Genomic DNA, 17,943 nt, shown 5'->3' with positions numbered 1-17,943 from the left:
CACCGTCCTGAACTCGTCCTGTCCTGGTGGTGGGCGCGGCCGAGAACCGTCGCACGCCCGTGTCAAGGTGTCGCGGCAGGAAGCCGGGTGGGTACGACGGGCAGCATGATGCCGTCACCGATCGGCGCGGTGTGCGGCACGAGAGCGCCTTCCCGGGCGATCTGGAGCAGGTCCGGGAGCGTGTAGGGTTCGGCGCCCTCAAGGTCGACCTGATAGCCCAGGTCTCCGAGACTGGCCGCGGTCATCCGGCTCAGAGGGTTGCTGGTGCCGGAGATGAACGGAGACATGAGCTCGTGGACGAACACCGCCTCACGCCAGTGGCTGTCCTGGGTGCCGGGGCCACCGAAGTTGGCGACCGGTACTGATACCGGTCCCGCCTCGCCGACAAGTTCGGCGAACTCGGCTTTGGCAAGCGCGCCTTCGAAGGTCGGGTTCGGGGTGCCGGCGCCCACGAGGAGACCGAAGGTCGTCCACAGCGTGCCGACGCCCAGGACATGCCCCATCTCGTGGGTGATCACGTCGACGAGTGTGCCGTCCGCCTCCATCGCCGCAAGATCGTCGGAATCGAATCTCATCACGCCCTTCGCCGGAAGGAAGGCGCCGAACCGGGCGGACTCGTCGCGGAAGTCGGTGGGCCCTGCCATCCCCAGAATGCCGTGCGGGCCGTCGATCGTGACTCCCTCCGCTTCGATCAGCAGATCGTCGATGACGTCCTCTCCGACGACAGCGGTGTCCAGATCCCCGACAATCACCCTGGCCCAGCGGTCCGCGGCCGCTGCGAATGCGTCCTGCTGGTTGGCTGTGAGTCCACCGAGAAATCGGACCTCAATGGTGAACGGTGCCGTTGTGTTGGCGATTTCCCTGGCACGTTCGAAATTCGCTACCGACCGGTATGACTTAAAACTCTTCATGGCGACTTTACCCATGACGGACTTCCCTGATTTCGGTATCCGGCGCGAGTTTCCCCTTATCACAGGTTAGGCCGAACGGGTCATTCGTGCTCGCTGGGCGGTCGAGGAAATCCGGACGCGAGACGACGCACGGGGAGCAGGACCCCGGGGCACTCCGAGTGCCCGAACGCTTGGCCACAAACTCGGCCGACGTCTACAACTCAGCGCGTCCCCCGGCCGTCTCACATGGCGTCACCGAACTCTGAGACGGCCCAAGGCCCAAAGGCCCCAAGTGCCCATGTAACCCCGGAGGTTACGTTCATGTCCTCATCCCCCACCGGCCGTCGGACCACCCGTGTCGCGTCGGCATCCGCATCGGCACTGGCCCTGACGCTGGCCCTCGGCGCCGGACTCGTGGCCGTCCCGCTCGCGCTGGCCGGTACGGCCGGTGCCGCGGCGCCGTCCGCGAAGGCCGAAACCGACGTCAGCGGCCGCGAGTTGAGCTACACGGCCGCCGCCGGCCAGACCAACAAGCTGACCGTCGTCCAGGCCTACGCCGACGCCACGGACCACACGAACATCACCTTCGCGATCGACGACGTCGTACCGATCAGCGTCGGGCGCGGATGCGTCTACCCCAGTGCCGCCGACCACACGAAGGTCCTGTGCACGGTCATCACCGAGGAAAGCCAGAGCCCGTACCAGATGATGCGGATGACCCTCGGCGACGGCAATGACGTGGTCGACTTCACCAACAAGAGCACCCAGGACTACCACACCACCGCGTTCATCCTCGGCGCGGGCAAGGACAAGCTGACCGGCCGGGGCGACCTCGTCACCAACCTCGTGGACGGTGGGGCAGGCGACGACACCATCGTCGCGGGTAACTCGTTGCTCGCGGCCGGCGGTGACGGCAACGACACCATCACCACCGCCGGTGACATCGCCCAGGGCGGCGCGGGCAACGACGTGATCCGCGGTGGCGCCGGGGACCAGGACCTGAGCGGCAACAACGGCAACGACACGATCTACGGTGGGACCGGCGGCGACCACATGTACGGCGGCGCGGGCAACGACGTCATGTGGGGCAACAGCGGGATCGACTACATGTGGGGGAACAACGGCAACGACAAGCTGTACGGCGGCGCCGGCAAGGACATCCTCTCGGGCGGCACCGGCCAGAACGTCGTACGTCAGGACTGACGGTTGACGGCAGCTGTCGGCGGACAGCAGCCAGAGGCCCCGGAGTTCGTCTCCGGGGCCTCTCTGGTGTTCGGTTCGGGCCGGCCGATCACCACGTACGTGGGATCAAGCCGCTGCCGCGGCCAGGCGGTGGAAGGCCTGAATGGTGTGAGGGTGGGCGATCTCGTCAAGGAGGTGTCGCCAGTCCGCGTCCACGCTCACGTTCACGTTCGTGTCCACGACGGTGACGGCGGTCGCGGCCGGGTGTGCCTGGTCCCAGGCCGTGAGCAGCGGGGTGAGGTCGGTCTCGGTAGGCATCCCTGGTTCCTTTCGCGGGGCTTCGGTTCGTTGAGGTCAACAATGCCGTTGCCCCGGCGGCCGAACCATGGAGCGACCCACCCGATCGGGGGTGTAGCTGGCTGCACCCCCGAGGGGCTGTTCTCCCCCTCGGGGGTGCAACACACGCCAGGTTCGGGTTACTTGACGTCGATCAGGTCGTGCGGCGGTACCGTCACCGTCCGCGCGCCCTCCGTGCCGCCGAGGATCACCTTGCGCAGGGCGACGTTGTTGTTGAGGTTGGTCTCCTGGAGGCGCTTCTCCGGGTTGGCGATGACCTGGATGTAGTACGTGCCGTTCGGCAGGCCGGTGATGTCGAAGGACTGGCCCGGGCGGTACTGGGTGTACGTGTCGCCGGAGCCGACGTCCAGGACCTCACGTACCGAGAGGGAGTTCTTCTCGCCGCACGCCGTCGACAGATCCGTGTTGTACGGGTGCCAGTTGGCGTTCTTCACCGTGTAGTCGATCGCGTCGGTGTTGGCCAGGCAGAACGCCTCCTTGCCGCTGCGCACCTCCTTGGTCTGGTCGGCGCTCAGCAGGCGGTAGCTCGCGAAGTCCGTGAAGTGCCAGTGCTCGTGGCCGGCCCGGGGGTCCCACTCCATGGTGCCGGTCGGCGTGTAGCCGACCTGCTTGCCGTTCGCGTCGTAGAAGTACTGGTAGGCGTCCATCAGGTCCTTGCCCCGCTGGCGGAAGCCGTCCACCACCAGGGGCGCGGGGCCCGCGTTCCACACGTTCGCGCTGAACGCCAGGTAGTCCTTGCCTGCTACGTCACCGTCCTCGCCGTCCGTGATGGCGATGTCCCACGCCGGCAGTGAACGCAGGTCCGGCTTGGGCACGTTGGCCGGTACGCCCGCCCTGCCCGTGGGCCGCTTGGCGGCGGCCTTCAGCGCGGGCGCGACACGCGAACCGTCGGTGTGGCCCGGACCGTCGCCCAGGTGGTGTGCCGTACCCCGGTCGACGAGCGCGTTCGGGAAGGCCGGGATGGTGGGCGCGTCCGCGCCGCGCGGGCCGTAGTGGTGCGAGGACGCGAGCGGGGCCGCCCCCTGGGTCCCATGACTGTCATGGCCTCCGGCGTGGTGGGCGGAGGAACGCGCGGTCAGGCCGACTCCGCCGCCTCCGCCGTCCTGGCCCTCGGGCACTACCGACACCTTGATGGTCGGCTGGTCATCGGGCATGCCGAACAGGTCGCGGTACGCCTTCCCGATCGACACCTTCGCCGTGTACTCGCCCACCGGCAGATCCACCGGCTTCTCGTAGTCGATCGAGCCGGCGTTGGCGGCCCAGCCCTTCTCCACTCCCCACACCCCGCCCAGCGTGAACGGGTTGCTGGAGCAGCTCTCCGGGAAGTGCGAGGTCGCCGGTGCGTCCGGGCGGATACGTCCGGAGGCGTTGTTCGGGCAGAACGTGCCCTTGTTCTTCGCGACCTCCTTCCCGGCCGCGTCCCGGAACGACACCTCCAGGAAGCCCGGCAGGCCCTCGAAGTCCTTCACCATGCCGGCGGGCAGCCGCTTCGCCTGCACCTTGCCGCCCTTGCGGATGATCTGCTCGGCGACCACCGGGTCCTTGTACGACTTGCGGGTCACCTTGAACTCCAGCGGTACGTCGTCCACCGTGACGTACGTGCCGAGGTCGAGGTAGACGCCGGGTTCCCCCTGCCAGCGCTGGGCCGTCACGGAGTCCGTCGCGGCGACGAGTCTGAGCTTCGGCTTCGTGGGCGCGGCACTCGGAGCCGCACCGGCGCCGGGCGCCGCCCCGGCCACCGACACGACGACGGCCAGCGCGGCCCCCGCCGCCAGCGCCGAGTGCTTCATCCGTTTGTTGGTCTTGGTAATGCTGTCCTGCTGAGTGGTCATCGGTTCCTCGTCTGTCTGCCGGTGCCATGGTCAAGTGGCACCGGGCTGGACACAGCCCACGACCGGCCGACCTACGTACGGACGCACCCCACGCGCCCAGGCCATGTCTGTGAGCAACCTGTGAGACAGGAGAAGCGCTGCCCAGGTTGCCTGGCGAGGAAAACTTCAGCCGAATGCGGCTCCCCGACCGCCCGGTCAGCAGGGCCCGGGGTCAGGAACCGGGGTCTCCTCAACAGGGCCGGGATCCACGGGAGTTGGGGTGACCGGATCCGGGTCCGGGACCGGGACCACAGGATCGGGGTCCGGGACCGGAACCTCCGGGGTCTCAGTGACTGGCGGTTCCGGCGTCTCGGTGACTGGCGGTTCCGGCGTCTCGGTGACCGGCGGCTCCGGGGTCTCCACCACCGGGGGTTCCTCCACCGGGGGTTCCACCACCGGCGTCTCCTCCACCGGAGGTTCCACCACTGGAGGTTCCACCACCGGCGTCTCCGGCGGCGCATACACCGGAACGTCCGGAGCCTCAGGCTCCTCGCTCACCGGCGGCTCCGGCTCCTCGACCGGAGGTTCCGGCTGCGCAGGCTGCGGCTCGGGCTCGGGTTCCACGACAGGCGGTTCCGGCACAGGCTCGACCGGCGCACTCGGCTCACTCGGAGTCGTGGGCGCGCTCGGAGTACTGGGCTCACTCGGAGCCGTAGGAACACCGGGCGTGTCAACCCCCGTACCGCTCCCCCGAGGCACCGCAGCAACCACCGTCACCGGAGTCACCGTGACCACCGAAGCGGCCCGCACCCCCTCCCGAACCGCCTCGGCCACCCGCTCCGGGGCCGGCACGGTCACCGGAGCCGCCTTCAACGGCAAGGGCACCGTCGCCGGGACCCCCGCCACCGGTGCCGGTGACAAGGGCTTGTCCGCCAGCGGGATCCTGGACCGTTCCTGGAGCTGGACCTGTGGGGAGGTCAGCGCGAGGGTGACCGCGACGGCCGCTGCCGCCGCCCCCGCGCTCACCGCGATCGCCTTGGGCACCTTCGAACCGCCGGCCACGGCATGACGTACCGCGTGCAGCACCCCACCACCCTGACCGGCCACGACGGACAGCGCGGTCGACGCGCCGGCGGAGCCCGCCGCGAACGACAGCAGGTACTTCCCCGTACCGCCCACCACGAGCACCAGCAGGGCCGGGCCGACGAGCGCGGGCAGCCGGTCGTTCGTGCGCATCAGCAAAGCGAGCCGGTGGCGGCAGTCGTCGCAGGTGTCCGCGTGGGCGAGGAGCTGGTCGGACTGGCGGCGGGTCGCGGTGCCGCGGACATACGCGGGCATGCGGACCCAGTACGGCTCGCAGGCCGTGCTGCTGGGGACGCCGGGCTGCTCGCGCAGGAAGGCCTGGCGCATGCCCTCGCGGGCGCGGTGGAGGAGTACCGCGGTGGCGCCCTCCTTGATGCCGGTGCCTATCTGGGGGCCGATCGCCGCCAGGGGCTGGCCCTCCGCCTCCGCGAGCCACAGAGCCTTGACCCAGCGGTCGGGGAGCTGGCTGAGCACCCGCACCAACAGGTCGACGGACGAGACCTGTTCGGCGGGGTCGTCCACGTGCCGGCTCTGGGCGACGACCCGTTCCGACCGCTCCTGCCGGTCCTGCGGATCCTGCGGGGTCTCGCGCGCCGAGTTGCTGCCCGCGGTCGCCGCCAGGTGCCGGACCGTCGTCATCAGGTACGCGGGCACGTTGTCGATCTCGTGCCCCGACGACAGGCGTCGCCACACACGGAAGTGCGCCTCGGCGACCAGGTCTTCCGCGGCCCAGCTGCTCTTCGTGAGCGAACGTGCGTACGCAACGAGACGCGGCTGCTGTTCCTCGTAGATACGGGCGTAGGCAGCGGTGTCGGTGGCGGCGGCCGTAGCCGTGTCGTCAATCATGGGCAGGAACGCTCCAGTTACCTGCGGATGGGGTAGTGGGGATGAGTTTGTAAGGCTAGATGACAAAAATCTCAAGTAATTACAGGAAGTGACACACGTCACATGAGGTGACTTCCAAAACGGCGTAATACCCCGACCCCCCACTAGGTCGAGCAGGCATGTACAGAACCCTGGAACACTCCGCCCGCGCCCGTCTGATCACTCCTGGCTACCAGGAGCTCCCCCTCACCGTCACCCTGCGCTACGACTCCGCCGACCCGCTCGCCGTCCACATCGACTTCCCCGTCGATGTCTCGGTCGACGGGGAAGCGGTGACCTGGACCTTCTCCCGGGCACTTCTGGCGGAGGGACTCGAACACCCGGCCGGGATAGGCGAGGTCCACCTGTGGCCGTGCGGGCCGACGCGCACGGTCGTGGAACTCCACTCGCCGTACGGACTGGCCGTGGTCCGCTTCCGTACGGCACAGCTCCAGCGCTTCCTCAACCGCTCGTACGGCGTGGTCGCGCCGGGCATGGAGGACCTGGCGTCGGAGGTCGAACGCGGACTCGCCCTGCTGCTCGGCGGGGTCTGAACCCCACGCAGCCGGCCACTCAGTTCACGCACAGCCTGCACACAGCCCGCTCAGGAATGCTCGGCACATGTCTGGCACGACTGACACCCCCAAGGCCGTGGCCCCCGAAGGCGCCGTACGTGTGCTGATCGTCGACGACGAGCCGGAGCTGACCGAGTTGCTGTCCGTGGCCGTGACCGGAGCGGGCTGGCAGCCGTTTCTCGCGGCGGACGGGCACAGTGCGCTGCGGATCGCGCGCGGCTGCGCCCCGCATGCCGTCGTGCTGGACGGGATGCTGCCCGACGTGGACGGGCTCCAGGTGCTGCGCAGGCTGCGACAGGAGCACGCCGGACTGCCCGTGCTCATGCTCACCGCCCGGGACGCCCTCGAACACCGCATCGACGGTCTGACGGCGGGCGCGGACGACTACGTCACCAAGCCCTTCTCCCTCGAAGAGGTCATGCTGCGGCTGCGCGGACTGCTGCGCCGGAGCGGCGCGGAGGAGGCGGCCGAGGACGAGTCCGTGCGGATGCTCGGCGATCTCGTGCTGGGCGAGAAGACGCGTGAGGTGCAGCGCGGCGGGGTCCGGATCCCGCTCACGGCGAAGGAGTTCGACCTGCTCCGCTTCCTGATGGAACATCCGCGTCAGGTGCTCAGCAAGGCCCAGCTCCTCGACCACGTCTGGAACAGTTCCTTCGACGGCGAGGGCAATCTCGTCGAGGTCTACATCTACGGTCTGCGCGCGAAGCTCGACAAGGGCCGGGCGCCGATGATCCACACGGTGCGCGGGGCCGGGTACACCATCAGGGCTCCGGAGAACGGCAGTTGACACGTCTCCGAGTACGACGGTCGCTGCGGACCGGCCTGGTGCTGTTCATCTCGGGCACCCTCGTGGTCGTCTGCACGGTGATGGCGCTCGCCACGGTCCTCGTCCAACGCGCCTATCTGCTGGGCGACTTGGACCAGCGTGTCACGGACGCGGCCAATCGCAGCCAGGGCGGACTTCAGCGCCGGACGGGTGGCGCGACCGACCTGGGCTTCCTCAACGAGCGCGGCCAGCCCGCCGGTACGCTCGCCGCGCGTTTCGCCGGCGGGGACACGGACGGCGGGGTGATCGCGGCCGAGGTCGTCACCGCCGACGGACTCCAGCGCACTCTCACCGCCGCCCAGCGGTCCGCCCTCGACGGCATCACGGCGGACGGAACCCTGCACACCCGTACGATCCCGGGCCTCGGCACCTACCGCGTCACGGCCATCGGCGGCGACGGCGTGCCCGTCCTGGCGGGGCTGCCCATGGGCGACGTACAGGACATGATCAACCGGCTGGTGGTGGTCGAGGCGGCCATCGCCGTCGTCAGTCTCGGGGTGGCGGGGTGTGTCTCGGCGGTGGTCATACGGCGCCGGCTGCGGCCCCTTGACCGGGTCGCCGCCACGGCGGTCGAGGTCTCGCGGGTGCCGCTGGACCGGGGCGAGGTGGCCGCGCTGACCCGGGTGCCCGCGGCCGACACCGACCCCGGGACCGAGCCCGGGCAGGTCGGCGCGGCCCTCAACCGCATGATCGACCACGTCGAGTCGTCGCTCGCGGAACGGCAGCGCGGCGAGGTGCGGATGCGGCGCTTCCTGGCCGACGCCAGCCATGAACTCCGTACCCCGCTCGCGTCGATCGCCGGATACGCAGAGCTCATGAGCAGCGACGAGGAGGTGCGGGGCCTGGAGCCGGACCTTGCCTGGCGGCGGGTGTCGGCGCAGTCGGCGCGGATGACCGGGCTGGTGGAGGATCTGCTGCTGCTCGCCCGGCTGGACGAGGGGCGGCCGTTGCGGTCGGCACCCGTGAACCTGGCGACGCTGGTCGCCGAGGCGGTGTGGGACGCGCGGGCGGCGGGCGCCGACCACGACTGGCAGCTTGCGCTGCGGCTCGACGGCCCGGCGACCCCCGCGACGGTCGTGGGCGACGCGGCACGGCTCCACCAGGTGGTGGCCAATCTGCTGGCCAACGCGCGCGTGCACACGCCCGCCGGCACGAAGGTCACGGTCGTCGTGGAGGCCACCGGCACCGACCGGGTGATCCGGGTCCGCGACGACGGCCCCGGCATCCCGCCCGCCCTCCTCCCGACGGTCTTCGAACGCTTCACCCGCGCCGACGCGTCCCGCTCCCGCGCCGGCGGTGACGGTGAGGGCGGCGGCTCGGGCCTCGGGCTGGCCATCGCGACGGCGATCACGCGGGCGCACGGCGGCCGGATCGACGTACGGAGCGAACCGGGCCGTACGGAGTTCACGGTGACGCTGCCGGCCGAGGGCAACGCCTGAGCCTCCTCACCCTCAGGTAGCGCAAACGCTAAGGGTGTCCACAGAAAGCCAGTTCAGAGCCGGTGCGTACGACATCCATCGCGCCCTTTCCGACCCCCGCGCGGGGTCTGTTTCAGCCCTGCCTCAGTTGGCTGGACCAGGGTTGTCGACGTGCGGCCGGCCGGTCATCGGGGACGCGGCCACGACGAAGGGAACCAGTGCGATGAGCGAGCACGAGACCGGGCAGCCGGAGGAGTCGGGAGCACCGGGGACCGCAGGTCACGCACTCGCGAACCGGCGCAACTTCATGCGCAAGGTGTTCTTCGCCAGCGGTGCCACGGCCGTGGCGACGATGGGCGGGGCCGGTGCCTGGACCGCCCTCGCGGACGAGACGACGGGCACGGCGACAGCGGACGCCTCGGCGTCACCCAGCGGGGCCCCGAGCGGCGGCCCGGGCGGCGGTGCCGGTGGCGGCCCCGGCAACATGACGATCACCGAGGACTTCTTCGGCCTGACGACCGACGGCAAACGAGTGGACGACCTGTTCACGATCCACTCGACGAAGGTGGCCACCGCCCCGGTCATCACCGCCGCGAACGCCTTCCTGGCCGGGCTCACGGACACCCAGAAGACGTCGACACAGTTCACGGTCCACTCCACGGAGTGGCGGATGTGGAGCAACATCGACTCGTACGAACGCCAGGGCGTCTCGCTGGCGGACCTGACGGATGCTCAAAAGACGCTGGGCACAGCCCTGTTGCAGGCAGCCCTGAGCGCGGACGGCCTGGAGACCACGGAGAAGATCCGCAGGATCAACCAGGCGGCGGGCGAGGCGATCAACAACACGACGGCCTTCAACGAGGACGCCTACTACTGGACGGTGATGGGCACCCCGTCGGCGACCGAACCCTGGGGCTTCCAGTTCGACGGCCACCACCTGGTCGTCAACTACTTCGTCCTCCGCGACCAGGTCGTCATGAGCCCCTGCTTCTGGGGCTCGGAACCGACGTCCATGGAGATCGACGGCGAGACGGTGACGGTCTGCCACGAGGAGGTCGTGGCGAGCCTGGCCTTCATCAACTCCCTGACGGCAGCGCAGCAATCGGTCGCGATCGAGTCGACGACGAAGTCGAACGAGTCGATGAAGGCGGGCGCGTTCGCCGACAACACGGTCCAGGAGTACACGGGCCTGCGCGGCAACGCGCTCACCTCCGCCCAGCGGAAGAAACTCCTCGGCATAGTCGAGGCGTTCGTCGGCCGCGCGAAGGCCGACGCGGCGAAGGTGCGGATGTCGGAGGTGAGCAAGCACCTCTCCGACACGTACGTCACCTGGGCGGGCGGCACCGCCGACGACGCCGCCTTCTACGTCCGCGTCCACAGCCCTGTTGTCTGGGTCGAGGTCGACTGCCAGGCCCCGGGCCCACTGGCGGGCGCGTACGGCGCGAAGCAGGGCGACGGGGCGACACAGAAGCACGTCCACTCGATCATCCGCACCCCGAACGGCAACGACTACGGAAAGGAGCTCCTCAGGCAGCACTACCTGACATCACCTCACCACCACTGAGGTCTCTCTGTCTGTCACCAGGTTTCTCTGTCATCGCACGGGCCGCACCCATGGATCCTCACGGGTGCGGCCCTCGCAATTCCGTGGTGCCCAACTCCCTCTCCCTGTACGTTCCTTGCCATGACCGACAGCCGAAAGGCCAGTGCCGCGTAGGCGCCCGTCCGCCCTGCGGGGCGAGATTCCCGTACGGAGACAGCCCTGGCGGCGGTACGCCTCCATCGACCGACTCTCCGCTTCCTGCACCGCCGACATCCGCCGGCTCGAACTGAGCCGCCGCTGGTACGAGTCCACGGCCGACGCCTTCTCCCAGTGGAGGCTTCTGGCGTACGGGCCGATGCGCCGGTTCGCGGAGCCGTTTCCGGCGCAAGCGTGCGGCCTCCCCGGATGCGGGTGCTGCCCGGGGTACTTCCGCGACCACCTCGAAGCGGTGATCCACGCCCTGCCCGGGAAGAGCGCCCGCGAACTGCGCGCACTCGTACGGGCGTTGGACCGCGTCATCCTGGACCGGGCCCGGATCCTTCGGGCCGATCATCCCGACCAGCCCTGGTGGCGCCGGCAGTTGTGAGGGGAGAGGGAAGGCGGACGGGACTTCAGGAACCTTCCTTTCGCAGTCCCGCCATCACCACATCCAGCAGCCCCTCCACCCGCCGTGCGGACAACCCCGAACCGCCCAGCAGGATCTGGTGGAGCAGGGTTCCCATGAACGCGTCCGCTACCGCCTCCAGGTCGGCGTCCGGGCGGATCCGGCCCGCCTTCACCGCCGACCGGAGTCGGTGGACCAGGGCCTCCTGGCCGGGGCCCGCGAGCTGTTGGTAGAGGGACTCCGCGTCGGCCGGGTTCTCGGCCGAGGCGACCGTCAGGGCGCGGACCAGGGCTCCGTACTCGGGGTCGGCCATGGCCGTGACCGTGATGTGCAGCCAGGTGCGCAGGTCGTGGTCGAGGTCGCCGGTGTCGAGCGGGGAGGCCGTGCCGTCGGTGGCCGTGGACAGGTAGCCCTGGATGACCGCCTCGCCGACCAGGGGGGCCTTCGAGGGCCAGCGGCGGTACACCGTCTGTTTGCCCACGCCCGCCCTTGAGGCCACGCGGTCCATGGTGAGGCGGGCGTAGCCGCCCTCGATCAGCAGGTCACGGGTCGCCTTGAGGATCGCCTGGTGGGTGGCCGTGCTGCGCGGCCGGCCCCGGCGCTCCTCTCCCGGATCCCCCGCGTCCCGCGAATCGCCCGCATCCCGCGTCCTCGGCATTCTCCCCTCGCGCATGTTCCCAGCGTAGGGCGCGGGTCGTATGCTCCGTTTATTACGAGACAACTTGTCTCGTAATAAAATCCTGGAACGAGGACGGGCCGCCATGAGCATGGATGTACTGGTTGTGATCGGTGTCGGAGGTATGGGACAGGCGGTCGCGCGCCGACAGGGTCCGGGCAAGGTCGTGCTGCTCGCCGACTTCAACGAGGCCCTCCTGAAGTCCCTCGCCGACACCCTGCGCGGCGACGGTCACGCCGTCCACACCCGCAAGGTCGACGTCTCCTCGCGCGAGTCCGTCGCCGCCCTGGCCGAGACGGCGGCCGGCCTCGGCAATGTCACCCAGGTCGTCCACACCGCCGGACTCTCCCCGGCCCAGGCGCCCTCCGCCGCGATCCTCGCCGTCGACCTGCTGGGCGTCGCCCTGGTGCTGGAGGAGTTCGGGCAGGTCATCGCCCCGGGCGGAGCCGGCGTCGTGATCTCCAGCATGTCGGCGCACATGATGCCGCCGCTGACCCCCGCACAGGAGGAGGCGCTCACCAACACACCCGCCGACGAGCTGCTCGACCTGCCCTTCGCCACCCCGGACGCCAACCCCGACCCGGGCCGCGCCTACGGCTTCTCCAAGCAGGCCAACATCCTGCGCGTACGGGCGGCCAGCGTGGAGTGGGGCAGGCAGGGCGCGCGGGTCAACTCCCTCAGCCCGGGCGTGATTTCGACGCCGATGGGACAGCAGGAGCTGGACGGGGAGTCCGGTGCCCGGATGCGCGCCATGGTCGAGGCGTCCGGCACCGGGCGCCTCGGCACCCCCGACGACATCGCCGACGGCGTCGCGTTCCTGCTCGGCCCGACGGCGTCCTTCGTCACCGGCACCGACCTCCTCGTCGACGGCGGCTCGGTGGCGGCCGTACGGGCGGGACGGGTCAAGCTCTCCGCCTGAGGCAGGGACGGGGAGAACTGGAGCAGCAGAGGCAGGGGCAGAAGGTGTAGCGGGCTACACCTCCGGTTCGGGAGAGCACTCCCTCGTGGTGGAGAGCCGTTCCCGGGATCGTTGATCTCGGAAGCAAACGGCTCCCCATCAGGCCCTTTCTGGGCCCCACCTGGAAGGAAACCCCATGAAGTCCCTGCTCGCCTCCAAGCCGGTCCTCTGGTTCCTGTTCCTGTTCAACCTCGTCGTCGCGGCCGTCGCGCCGTTCGTCGTCGACGGTACGCAGGGCGTCATGACCGGGGTCGGCATGGGGGTCGTCTCGCTCGGAGCGGGCGTCAGCCTCTTCAAGGGCCGCGGGCAGCAGCAGGGACAGCAGGGGCGTGGGTCGCACCGCCAGCGGATCTGACCCCTTCCGAAAACGAGACTTCCCCTCTGCCCGTTCCGCAGATCCTGGAGACCCCTGCCCGTGGCTACCTTCCTGTACAAACTCGGCCGTCTGGCCTTTCGCCGACGGTGGTCCTTCCTCCTCCTATGGGTGGCCGTACTGGCCGCCGTCGGCTTCGGCGCCGCGTCGGCGCCCGCCGCCCCCGACGATCAGAACAGCATGCCTGGGATCGAGTCCCAGAAGGCGTTCGACCTCATGGAACAGCGCTTCCCGGGGGCCGCCGCCGACGGCGCGAGCGCCCGGATCGTGTTCATCGCGCCGGACGGTGAGAAGGTCACCGCCACCGAGAACCGCGCGGTGATCCAGAAGCTGGTGACCGACGCGGGCAAGGGCGCCCAGGTCGCGTCCGCCGTGAGCCCCTTCCAGGCCGACGCGGTGAGCAAGGACGCCACCACCGCGTACGCCACCGTCACCTTCAAGGAGAAGGCGGACGACCTCACCGACGCCGCCAAGTCCTCCCTCGAACACGCCATCGACACGGCCCGGGCCTCCGGGATGACCGTCGAGGTCGGCGGGGACGCCCTCGCCACCCAGCCGTCCGCGGGCGGCGCGGCCGAGGCGATCGGCATCGCGATAGCCGCCGTCGTCCTCCTCATCACCTTCGGCTCGATGGCCGCCGCCGGCCTCCCCCTCCTCACCGCCATCCTCGGCGTCGGCATCAGCATGGCCGGGATCATGGCCGTGGCCAGCACCTTCGGCCTGTCGGAGACGACCGGCACCCTCGCCACCATGCTGGGCCTGGCCTGCGGTATCGACTACGCCCTGTTCATCGTCTCCCGCTACCGGGAGGAGCGCGGCAAGGGGCACACGCCTCAGGAAGCCGCCGCCCTCGCCACCGGTACCGCCGGTTCGGCGGTCGTCTTCGCCGGCCTGACCGTCGTCATCGCCCTCGCCGGACTGTCCGTCGTCGGCATCCCGATGCTGACGAAGATGGGCCTCGCGGCGGCCGGCGCGGTCGTCGTCGGTGTCCTGATCGCCCTCACGCTCGTCCCGGCGATCCTCGGTTTCTGGCCGAACGCCGTCCTGTCCCGCAAGACCCGCAAGCGCGGCCACGCCAAGGAGGACACCCGGAACAACGGCGGCAGCCGCTGGGCCCGGTTCGTCCTGCGCCGCCCGGTCCCCGTACTCATCGCGGCCGTCGCCGGTCTCGGCACCCTCGCGATACCCGTGATGGACCTCCAGCTGGGCATGCCCGGCGACGAGGCCAAGCCCACCTCCACCACCGAACGCCGCGCCTACGACGCCCTCGCCGACGGCTTCGGCCCCGGCTTCAACGGTCCGCTGATGATGGTCGTGGACGCCAAGGGGGCGAGCGACCCCAAGGCCGCCGTCGCCACGATCGAGAAGAAGATCGCCGCCACGGACGGCGTGGTCTCCGTCTCCCCCGCCCGCTTCAACAGCGCCGGTGACACGGCGATGTTCACCGCGGTCCCGGCCACCTCGCCCACCGACAAGAAGACCCAGGACCTCGTCAAGACGATCAGGTCCGAACGCCCGGCCACGGAAGGGGCCACCGGCGCCGAGTTCGAGGTCACCGGCACCACCGCCCTCAACATCGACGTCGCGGAGAAGACCCAGGGCGCCCTGATCCCCTATCTGATCGTGGTCGTGGGCCTGGCGATCCTGCTCCTGCTCCTGGTCTTCCGCTCGATCCTGGTACCGATCAAGGCGGCCCTCGGCTTCCTCCTCTCGGTCATGGCCGCACTCGGTTCCGTCGTCGCGGTCTTCCAGTGGGGCTGGGGCGCCTCGCTCCTCGGCGTCGAGACGACCGGCCCGATCATGAGCATGATGCCGATCTTCCTGGTGGGCATCGTCTTCGGACTGGCCATGGACTACGAGGTGTTCCTGGTCGCCCGGATGCGGGAGGCATACGTCCACGGGGACGAGCCCAAGCAGGCGATCGAGACCGGGTTCCGGTACAGCGCCCGGGTCGTGGTCGCCGCCGCGCTGATCATGATGGCCGTCTTCTCCGGGTTCATCGGAGCCGGCGAGTCGATGATCAAGATGATCGGCTTCGGGCTCGCCATCGCGGTCCTGTTCGACGCCTTCATCGTCCGGATGGCGCTGGTCCCCGCCGTACTGGCCCTGCTCGGCAAGGCCGCCTGGTGGATGCCCCGCTGGCTCGACCGCGTCCTCCCCAAGGTCGACGTGGAGGGCGAGGCGCTCACGCACCACGCCACCCCGGCGACGGCCACGGCACCCACGCCGGTTCCGCCGCCCGGTCCGACCCCGGTGCTCGTACCCGACCGGGACTGACCCCCGTACCGGGGCCGCCTCCGTAGCCAGAGGCGGCCCCAGCGCCGGACCCGTGGGGACGGGGAACGGCGCGCACGTCCCGGGGCCGGCGGCGGACAACTCCCCCCGTCCGCCGCCGGCCCCGAGGACACCCCCACCCCGAGACGACCTCCCGAGGCACAACACCGCCTGTGTCACCGCTCATCGGCCCGCAGCCGCAGTCCACGGCCCGCCGGCAACCGACAAGAAGCACCGCAACGGCCCGGACCACTGAGACGGAAGCAGGACGGCACCCCCATGAAGACCCCCACGATGGCAGGCCTCGCCACTCTGGCGGCAGGCGGCGTTTTCCTCGCCGCGGTGACCCTCGGCAACGACGACGACCACGACAAGACGCCGGTGGCGGTCACCCACCAGAAGACCCCGGCGACCAACTCCCCCACGATCTCCACGACTTCACCGACTACACCGACTTCCCCGGAGAACGGCCCGTACGTCGCCCTCGGCGACTCCTACACCTCCGGCCCGAACATCCCCTCGCAGGCCGACTCCACCCCCGCGGGCTGCGACCGTTCCGACCGCAACTACCCCTCCCTCGTGGCCGAGCAACTGGCCCTGAAACCGGCCGACTTCCGCGACATGAGCTGCACCGGCGCCACCATCGCGGACCTCACCTCCCCCCAGTCCACCGACAACGGCGTCAACCGCGCCCAGCTCTCCGCCCTGTCGGACGAGACCCGCCTGGTCACGATCGGCATCGGCGGCAACGACATCGGCTTCAGCTCGCTGATCAAGCAGTGCGTGAAGTCGGGGGTCCTCTACTACGCGATGGGCAGCGGCAAGTACACGGGCGTCGCCGCGCCCTGCCGCGAGGAGTACGTCTCCGACGGCACCGACGAGATACAGCAGCGGATCGACACGGCGGGCACCCGCCTCGCCACCGCCCTGGCGGAGGTGAAGCGCAGGGCCCCGCAGGCCGAGGTGTACGTCGTCGGCTACCCGGCGATCCTGCCGGCCGAGGCGGGCGACTGCGGCCGTGAGATGGGCCTCGCCCCGGCCGACGTGCCCTTCCTCCACAAGGAGGCGCAGTCCCTCAACACCACCCTGCGCGAACGCGCGGCGGCGGCCGGTGCGGTGTACGTCGACACGTACAAGCCCTCCGTCGGCCGCGACGCCTGCTCGGACCGTACGACCCGCTGGATCGAGCCGATGATCCCGCTCGCCCCGGCGGCCCCCGTCCACCCCAACGCCCGAGGCGAACGCGGGATGGCGGACGCCGTGCTCGACGCCGTCGACGCCCCCAAGTAAGCCACGGCCCACGGAGCCCCCCCCCATGAGCGACAACAACAGCAGCAGCACCGGCGAACTCCACGGCCGCAGGGTCGTCGTCACCGCCGCCGGTTCCGGCCTCGGCCGGGCCACGGCACTGGAGTTCGCCGAGGAAGGCGCCCACGTCCTGGTCACCGACCGCGACCGGGACGCCGTACGCCAGGTCGTGAAGACGATCGAGTACGGCGGCGGAACGGCCCTCGCGATCGTCGGCGACCTCGGTGACCAGCGGGTCGCGGAGCAGGTCGTCGCCACCGCGCTGGAGGCCTTCGGCGGCATCGACGTCCTGGTGAACAACGCCGGGGGCATGGATCCCCTCACCATGGCCGCCCTGCCGCACCTGCTCGCGGACGGCGGCGGCTCGGTCGTGTTCGCCACCGCCGAGACCCGCGCCGTGTCGCGGCACCGGATCGCCGACCTGGTCGAGAAGCTTGCCGCCATGTACCGCGACCAGGGCATACGGGCCAACGCGATCACCACCGGGCCCGCCGCCGACGGCCCCGAGCCCGAGGAACAGGCCGCCGCGATCGTCTTCCTGGCCTCGGACGCCGCCCGCGACATCAACGGCACGGTCCTGCCGGTCGCCGGCGGCCGACCGACCGCCTGACCCCAACCCCCTCATGCAGAAAGCGAGTTACCCCATGTCCACCACGATGAAGTCCGTGCACACCGCGAAGGACAAGGTCGAGGTCGTCGACGTCGAGCGTCCGGTCCCCGGGCCCAGGGACGCCCTGATGCGCATCCGCGCCTGCGGCATCTGCGGCACCGACACCTTCTTCCTCCACCTCGGCGGCATGCCCGGCGCCGACGGCTCCATGCGCCCCATCCCCCTGGGACACGAGCCGGCCGGCGAGATCGTCGAACTCGGCGCGGAGGTCAGGGACTTGAAGGTCGGCGACCGCGTGGTCGTCAACCCGCAGGACGCCCCGACCGGGATCATCGGCTGCGGCGGGGCGCACGGCGCGATGAGCGAGTACCTGCTCATCGAGAACGCCGAGGTCGGCAAGAGCGTCGCGGTCTTCCCCGACACCGTCCCCTTCGAAGTGGCCTCCCTCAACGAGCCGATGGCCGTGGCCCGCCACGCCGTCAACCGCTCCGAAGCAACCCCCGACGACACCGTCGTCGTCTTCGGCGCCGGACCCATCGGACTCGGCGCCACCATCTGGCTCAAACTGCGCGGCGTCAAGCACGTCACCGT

17 protein-coding genes are annotated in these 17,943 nt (G+C 70.1%); 12 read left to right on the top strand and 5 right to left on the bottom strand.

What is annotated here, in order from left to right:
* Positions 1–62 precede the first annotated feature (62 nt).
* Entirely contained in the window at positions 63–926 is an 864-nt protein-coding gene (locus ACFYXF_RS36590; protein ID WP_389356271.1) for a leishmanolysin-related zinc metalloendopeptidase, read from the bottom strand.
* A 285-nt stretch (positions 927–1,211) separates the two neighbouring features.
* Between ACFYXF_RS36590 and ACFYXF_RS36585 the strand changes: the two genes are divergently transcribed.
* Entirely contained in the window at positions 1,212–2,093 is an 882-nt protein-coding gene (locus tag ACFYXF_RS36585) for a calcium-binding protein (protein WP_389356270.1), read from the top strand.
* A gap of 105 nt (positions 2,094–2,198) precedes the next feature.
* Here the strand turns inward: ACFYXF_RS36585 and ACFYXF_RS36580 are convergent, their stop codons facing one another.
* The 3 genes from ACFYXF_RS36580 to ACFYXF_RS36570 all read right to left on the bottom strand — a co-directional run bounded on the left by ACFYXF_RS36580 (position 2,199) and on the right by ACFYXF_RS36570 (position 6,169).
* Positions 2,199–2,390, bottom strand: a complete 192-nt coding sequence (locus tag ACFYXF_RS36580) for a hypothetical protein (protein WP_389356269.1) — start codon at positions 2,388–2,390, stop codon at positions 2,199–2,201.
* 158 nt (positions 2,391–2,548) lie between these two features.
* Positions 2,549–4,261 carry a lysyl oxidase family protein gene (locus tag ACFYXF_RS36575; RefSeq protein ID WP_389356268.1) on the bottom strand — a complete coding sequence of 571 codons (1,713 nt, stop codon included), beginning with the start codon at positions 4,259–4,261 and terminating at the stop codon, positions 2,549–2,551.
* A gap of 195 nt (positions 4,262–4,456) precedes the next feature.
* Positions 4,457–6,169, bottom strand: a complete 1,713-nt coding sequence (locus ACFYXF_RS36570) for a sigma-70 family RNA polymerase sigma factor (RefSeq protein ID WP_389356267.1) — start codon at positions 6,167–6,169, stop codon at positions 4,457–4,459.
* Positions 6,170–6,327: 158 nt separating this feature from the next.
* Here ACFYXF_RS36570 and ACFYXF_RS36565 point away from each other — a divergent pair, with 158 nt between their 5' ends.
* The 5 genes from ACFYXF_RS36565 (at position 6,328) to ACFYXF_RS36545 (ending at position 11,135) form a co-directional block, all read left to right on the top strand.
* A complete protein-coding gene (locus tag ACFYXF_RS36565; RefSeq protein WP_389356266.1) occupies positions 6,328–6,741 on the top strand; it encodes an SsgA family sporulation/cell division regulator in 414 nt (137 codons plus the stop codon).
* Between the two features lie 67 nt (positions 6,742–6,808).
* Complete coding sequence (locus ACFYXF_RS36560) at positions 6,809–7,549, top strand: response regulator transcription factor (protein ID WP_389356265.1); 741 nt, start codon at positions 6,809–6,811, stop codon at positions 7,547–7,549.
* Positions 7,546–9,027 carry a sensor histidine kinase gene (locus tag ACFYXF_RS36555; protein WP_389356264.1) on the top strand — a complete coding sequence of 494 codons (1,482 nt, stop codon included), beginning with the start codon at positions 7,546–7,548 and terminating at the stop codon, positions 9,025–9,027. The genes ACFYXF_RS36560 and ACFYXF_RS36555 overlap by 4 nt, the downstream gene beginning before the upstream one ends.
* A gap of 202 nt (positions 9,028–9,229) precedes the next feature.
* On the top strand, positions 9,230–10,570 hold the full coding sequence (locus tag ACFYXF_RS36550; RefSeq protein WP_389356263.1) for a DUF3500 domain-containing protein: 1,341 nt from the start codon (positions 9,230–9,232) through the stop codon (positions 10,568–10,570).
* A 142-nt stretch (positions 10,571–10,712) separates the two neighbouring features.
* A complete protein-coding gene (locus ACFYXF_RS36545) occupies positions 10,713–11,135 on the top strand; it encodes a hypothetical protein (RefSeq protein WP_389356262.1) in 423 nt (140 codons plus the stop codon).
* A gap of 25 nt (positions 11,136–11,160) precedes the next feature.
* Here the strand turns inward: ACFYXF_RS36545 and ACFYXF_RS36540 are convergent, their stop codons facing one another.
* The gene (locus ACFYXF_RS36540) at positions 11,161–11,826 is read right to left on the bottom strand and encodes a TetR/AcrR family transcriptional regulator (protein WP_389356261.1); all 666 of its coding nucleotides are present in this window, start codon (positions 11,824–11,826) and stop codon (positions 11,161–11,163) included.
* Positions 11,827–11,914: 88 nt separating this feature from the next.
* On the opposite strand from ACFYXF_RS36540, the gene ACFYXF_RS36535 reads away from it, so the two are divergent.
* From ACFYXF_RS36535 to ACFYXF_RS36510, 6 genes are all read left to right on the top strand, one after another.
* Positions 11,915–12,748 (top strand): SDR family oxidoreductase, encoded by an 834-nt coding sequence (locus tag ACFYXF_RS36535; RefSeq protein ID WP_389356260.1) that lies wholly within the window; start codon positions 11,915–11,917, stop codon positions 12,746–12,748.
* A 175-nt stretch (positions 12,749–12,923) separates the two neighbouring features.
* Complete coding sequence (locus ACFYXF_RS36530) at positions 12,924–13,142, top strand: hypothetical protein (RefSeq protein ID WP_389356259.1); 219 nt, start codon at positions 12,924–12,926, stop codon at positions 13,140–13,142.
* Between the two features lie 60 nt (positions 13,143–13,202).
* Complete coding sequence (locus ACFYXF_RS36525; protein WP_389356258.1) at positions 13,203–15,437, top strand: MMPL family transporter; 2,235 nt, start codon at positions 13,203–13,205, stop codon at positions 15,435–15,437.
* Between the two features lie 276 nt (positions 15,438–15,713).
* Positions 15,714–16,724, top strand: coding sequence for an SGNH/GDSL hydrolase family protein (locus ACFYXF_RS36520; RefSeq protein WP_389356257.1), 1,011 nt, complete (start codon positions 15,714–15,716; stop codon positions 16,722–16,724).
* Between the two features lie 25 nt (positions 16,725–16,749).
* Positions 16,750–17,352: an SDR family NAD(P)-dependent oxidoreductase gene (locus tag ACFYXF_RS36515; RefSeq protein ID WP_389356256.1), complete on the top strand. Its 603-nt coding sequence runs from the start codon at positions 16,750–16,752 to the stop codon at positions 17,350–17,352.
* Between the two features lie 34 nt (positions 17,353–17,386).
* Positions 17,387–17,943, top strand: a 557-nt coding sequence (locus ACFYXF_RS36510; RefSeq protein WP_389356255.1) for a zinc-binding dehydrogenase, incomplete at its 3' end; no start/stop codon positions are given.

Origin of the sequence: Streptomyces sp. NPDC002680, from assembly GCF_042889145.1 — a bacterium.
Taxonomy (GTDB): Bacteria; Actinomycetota; Actinomycetes; order Streptomycetales; family Streptomycetaceae; genus Streptomyces; species Streptomyces adonidis.
This window is presented reverse-complemented; position numbering and strand designations above follow the sequence as displayed.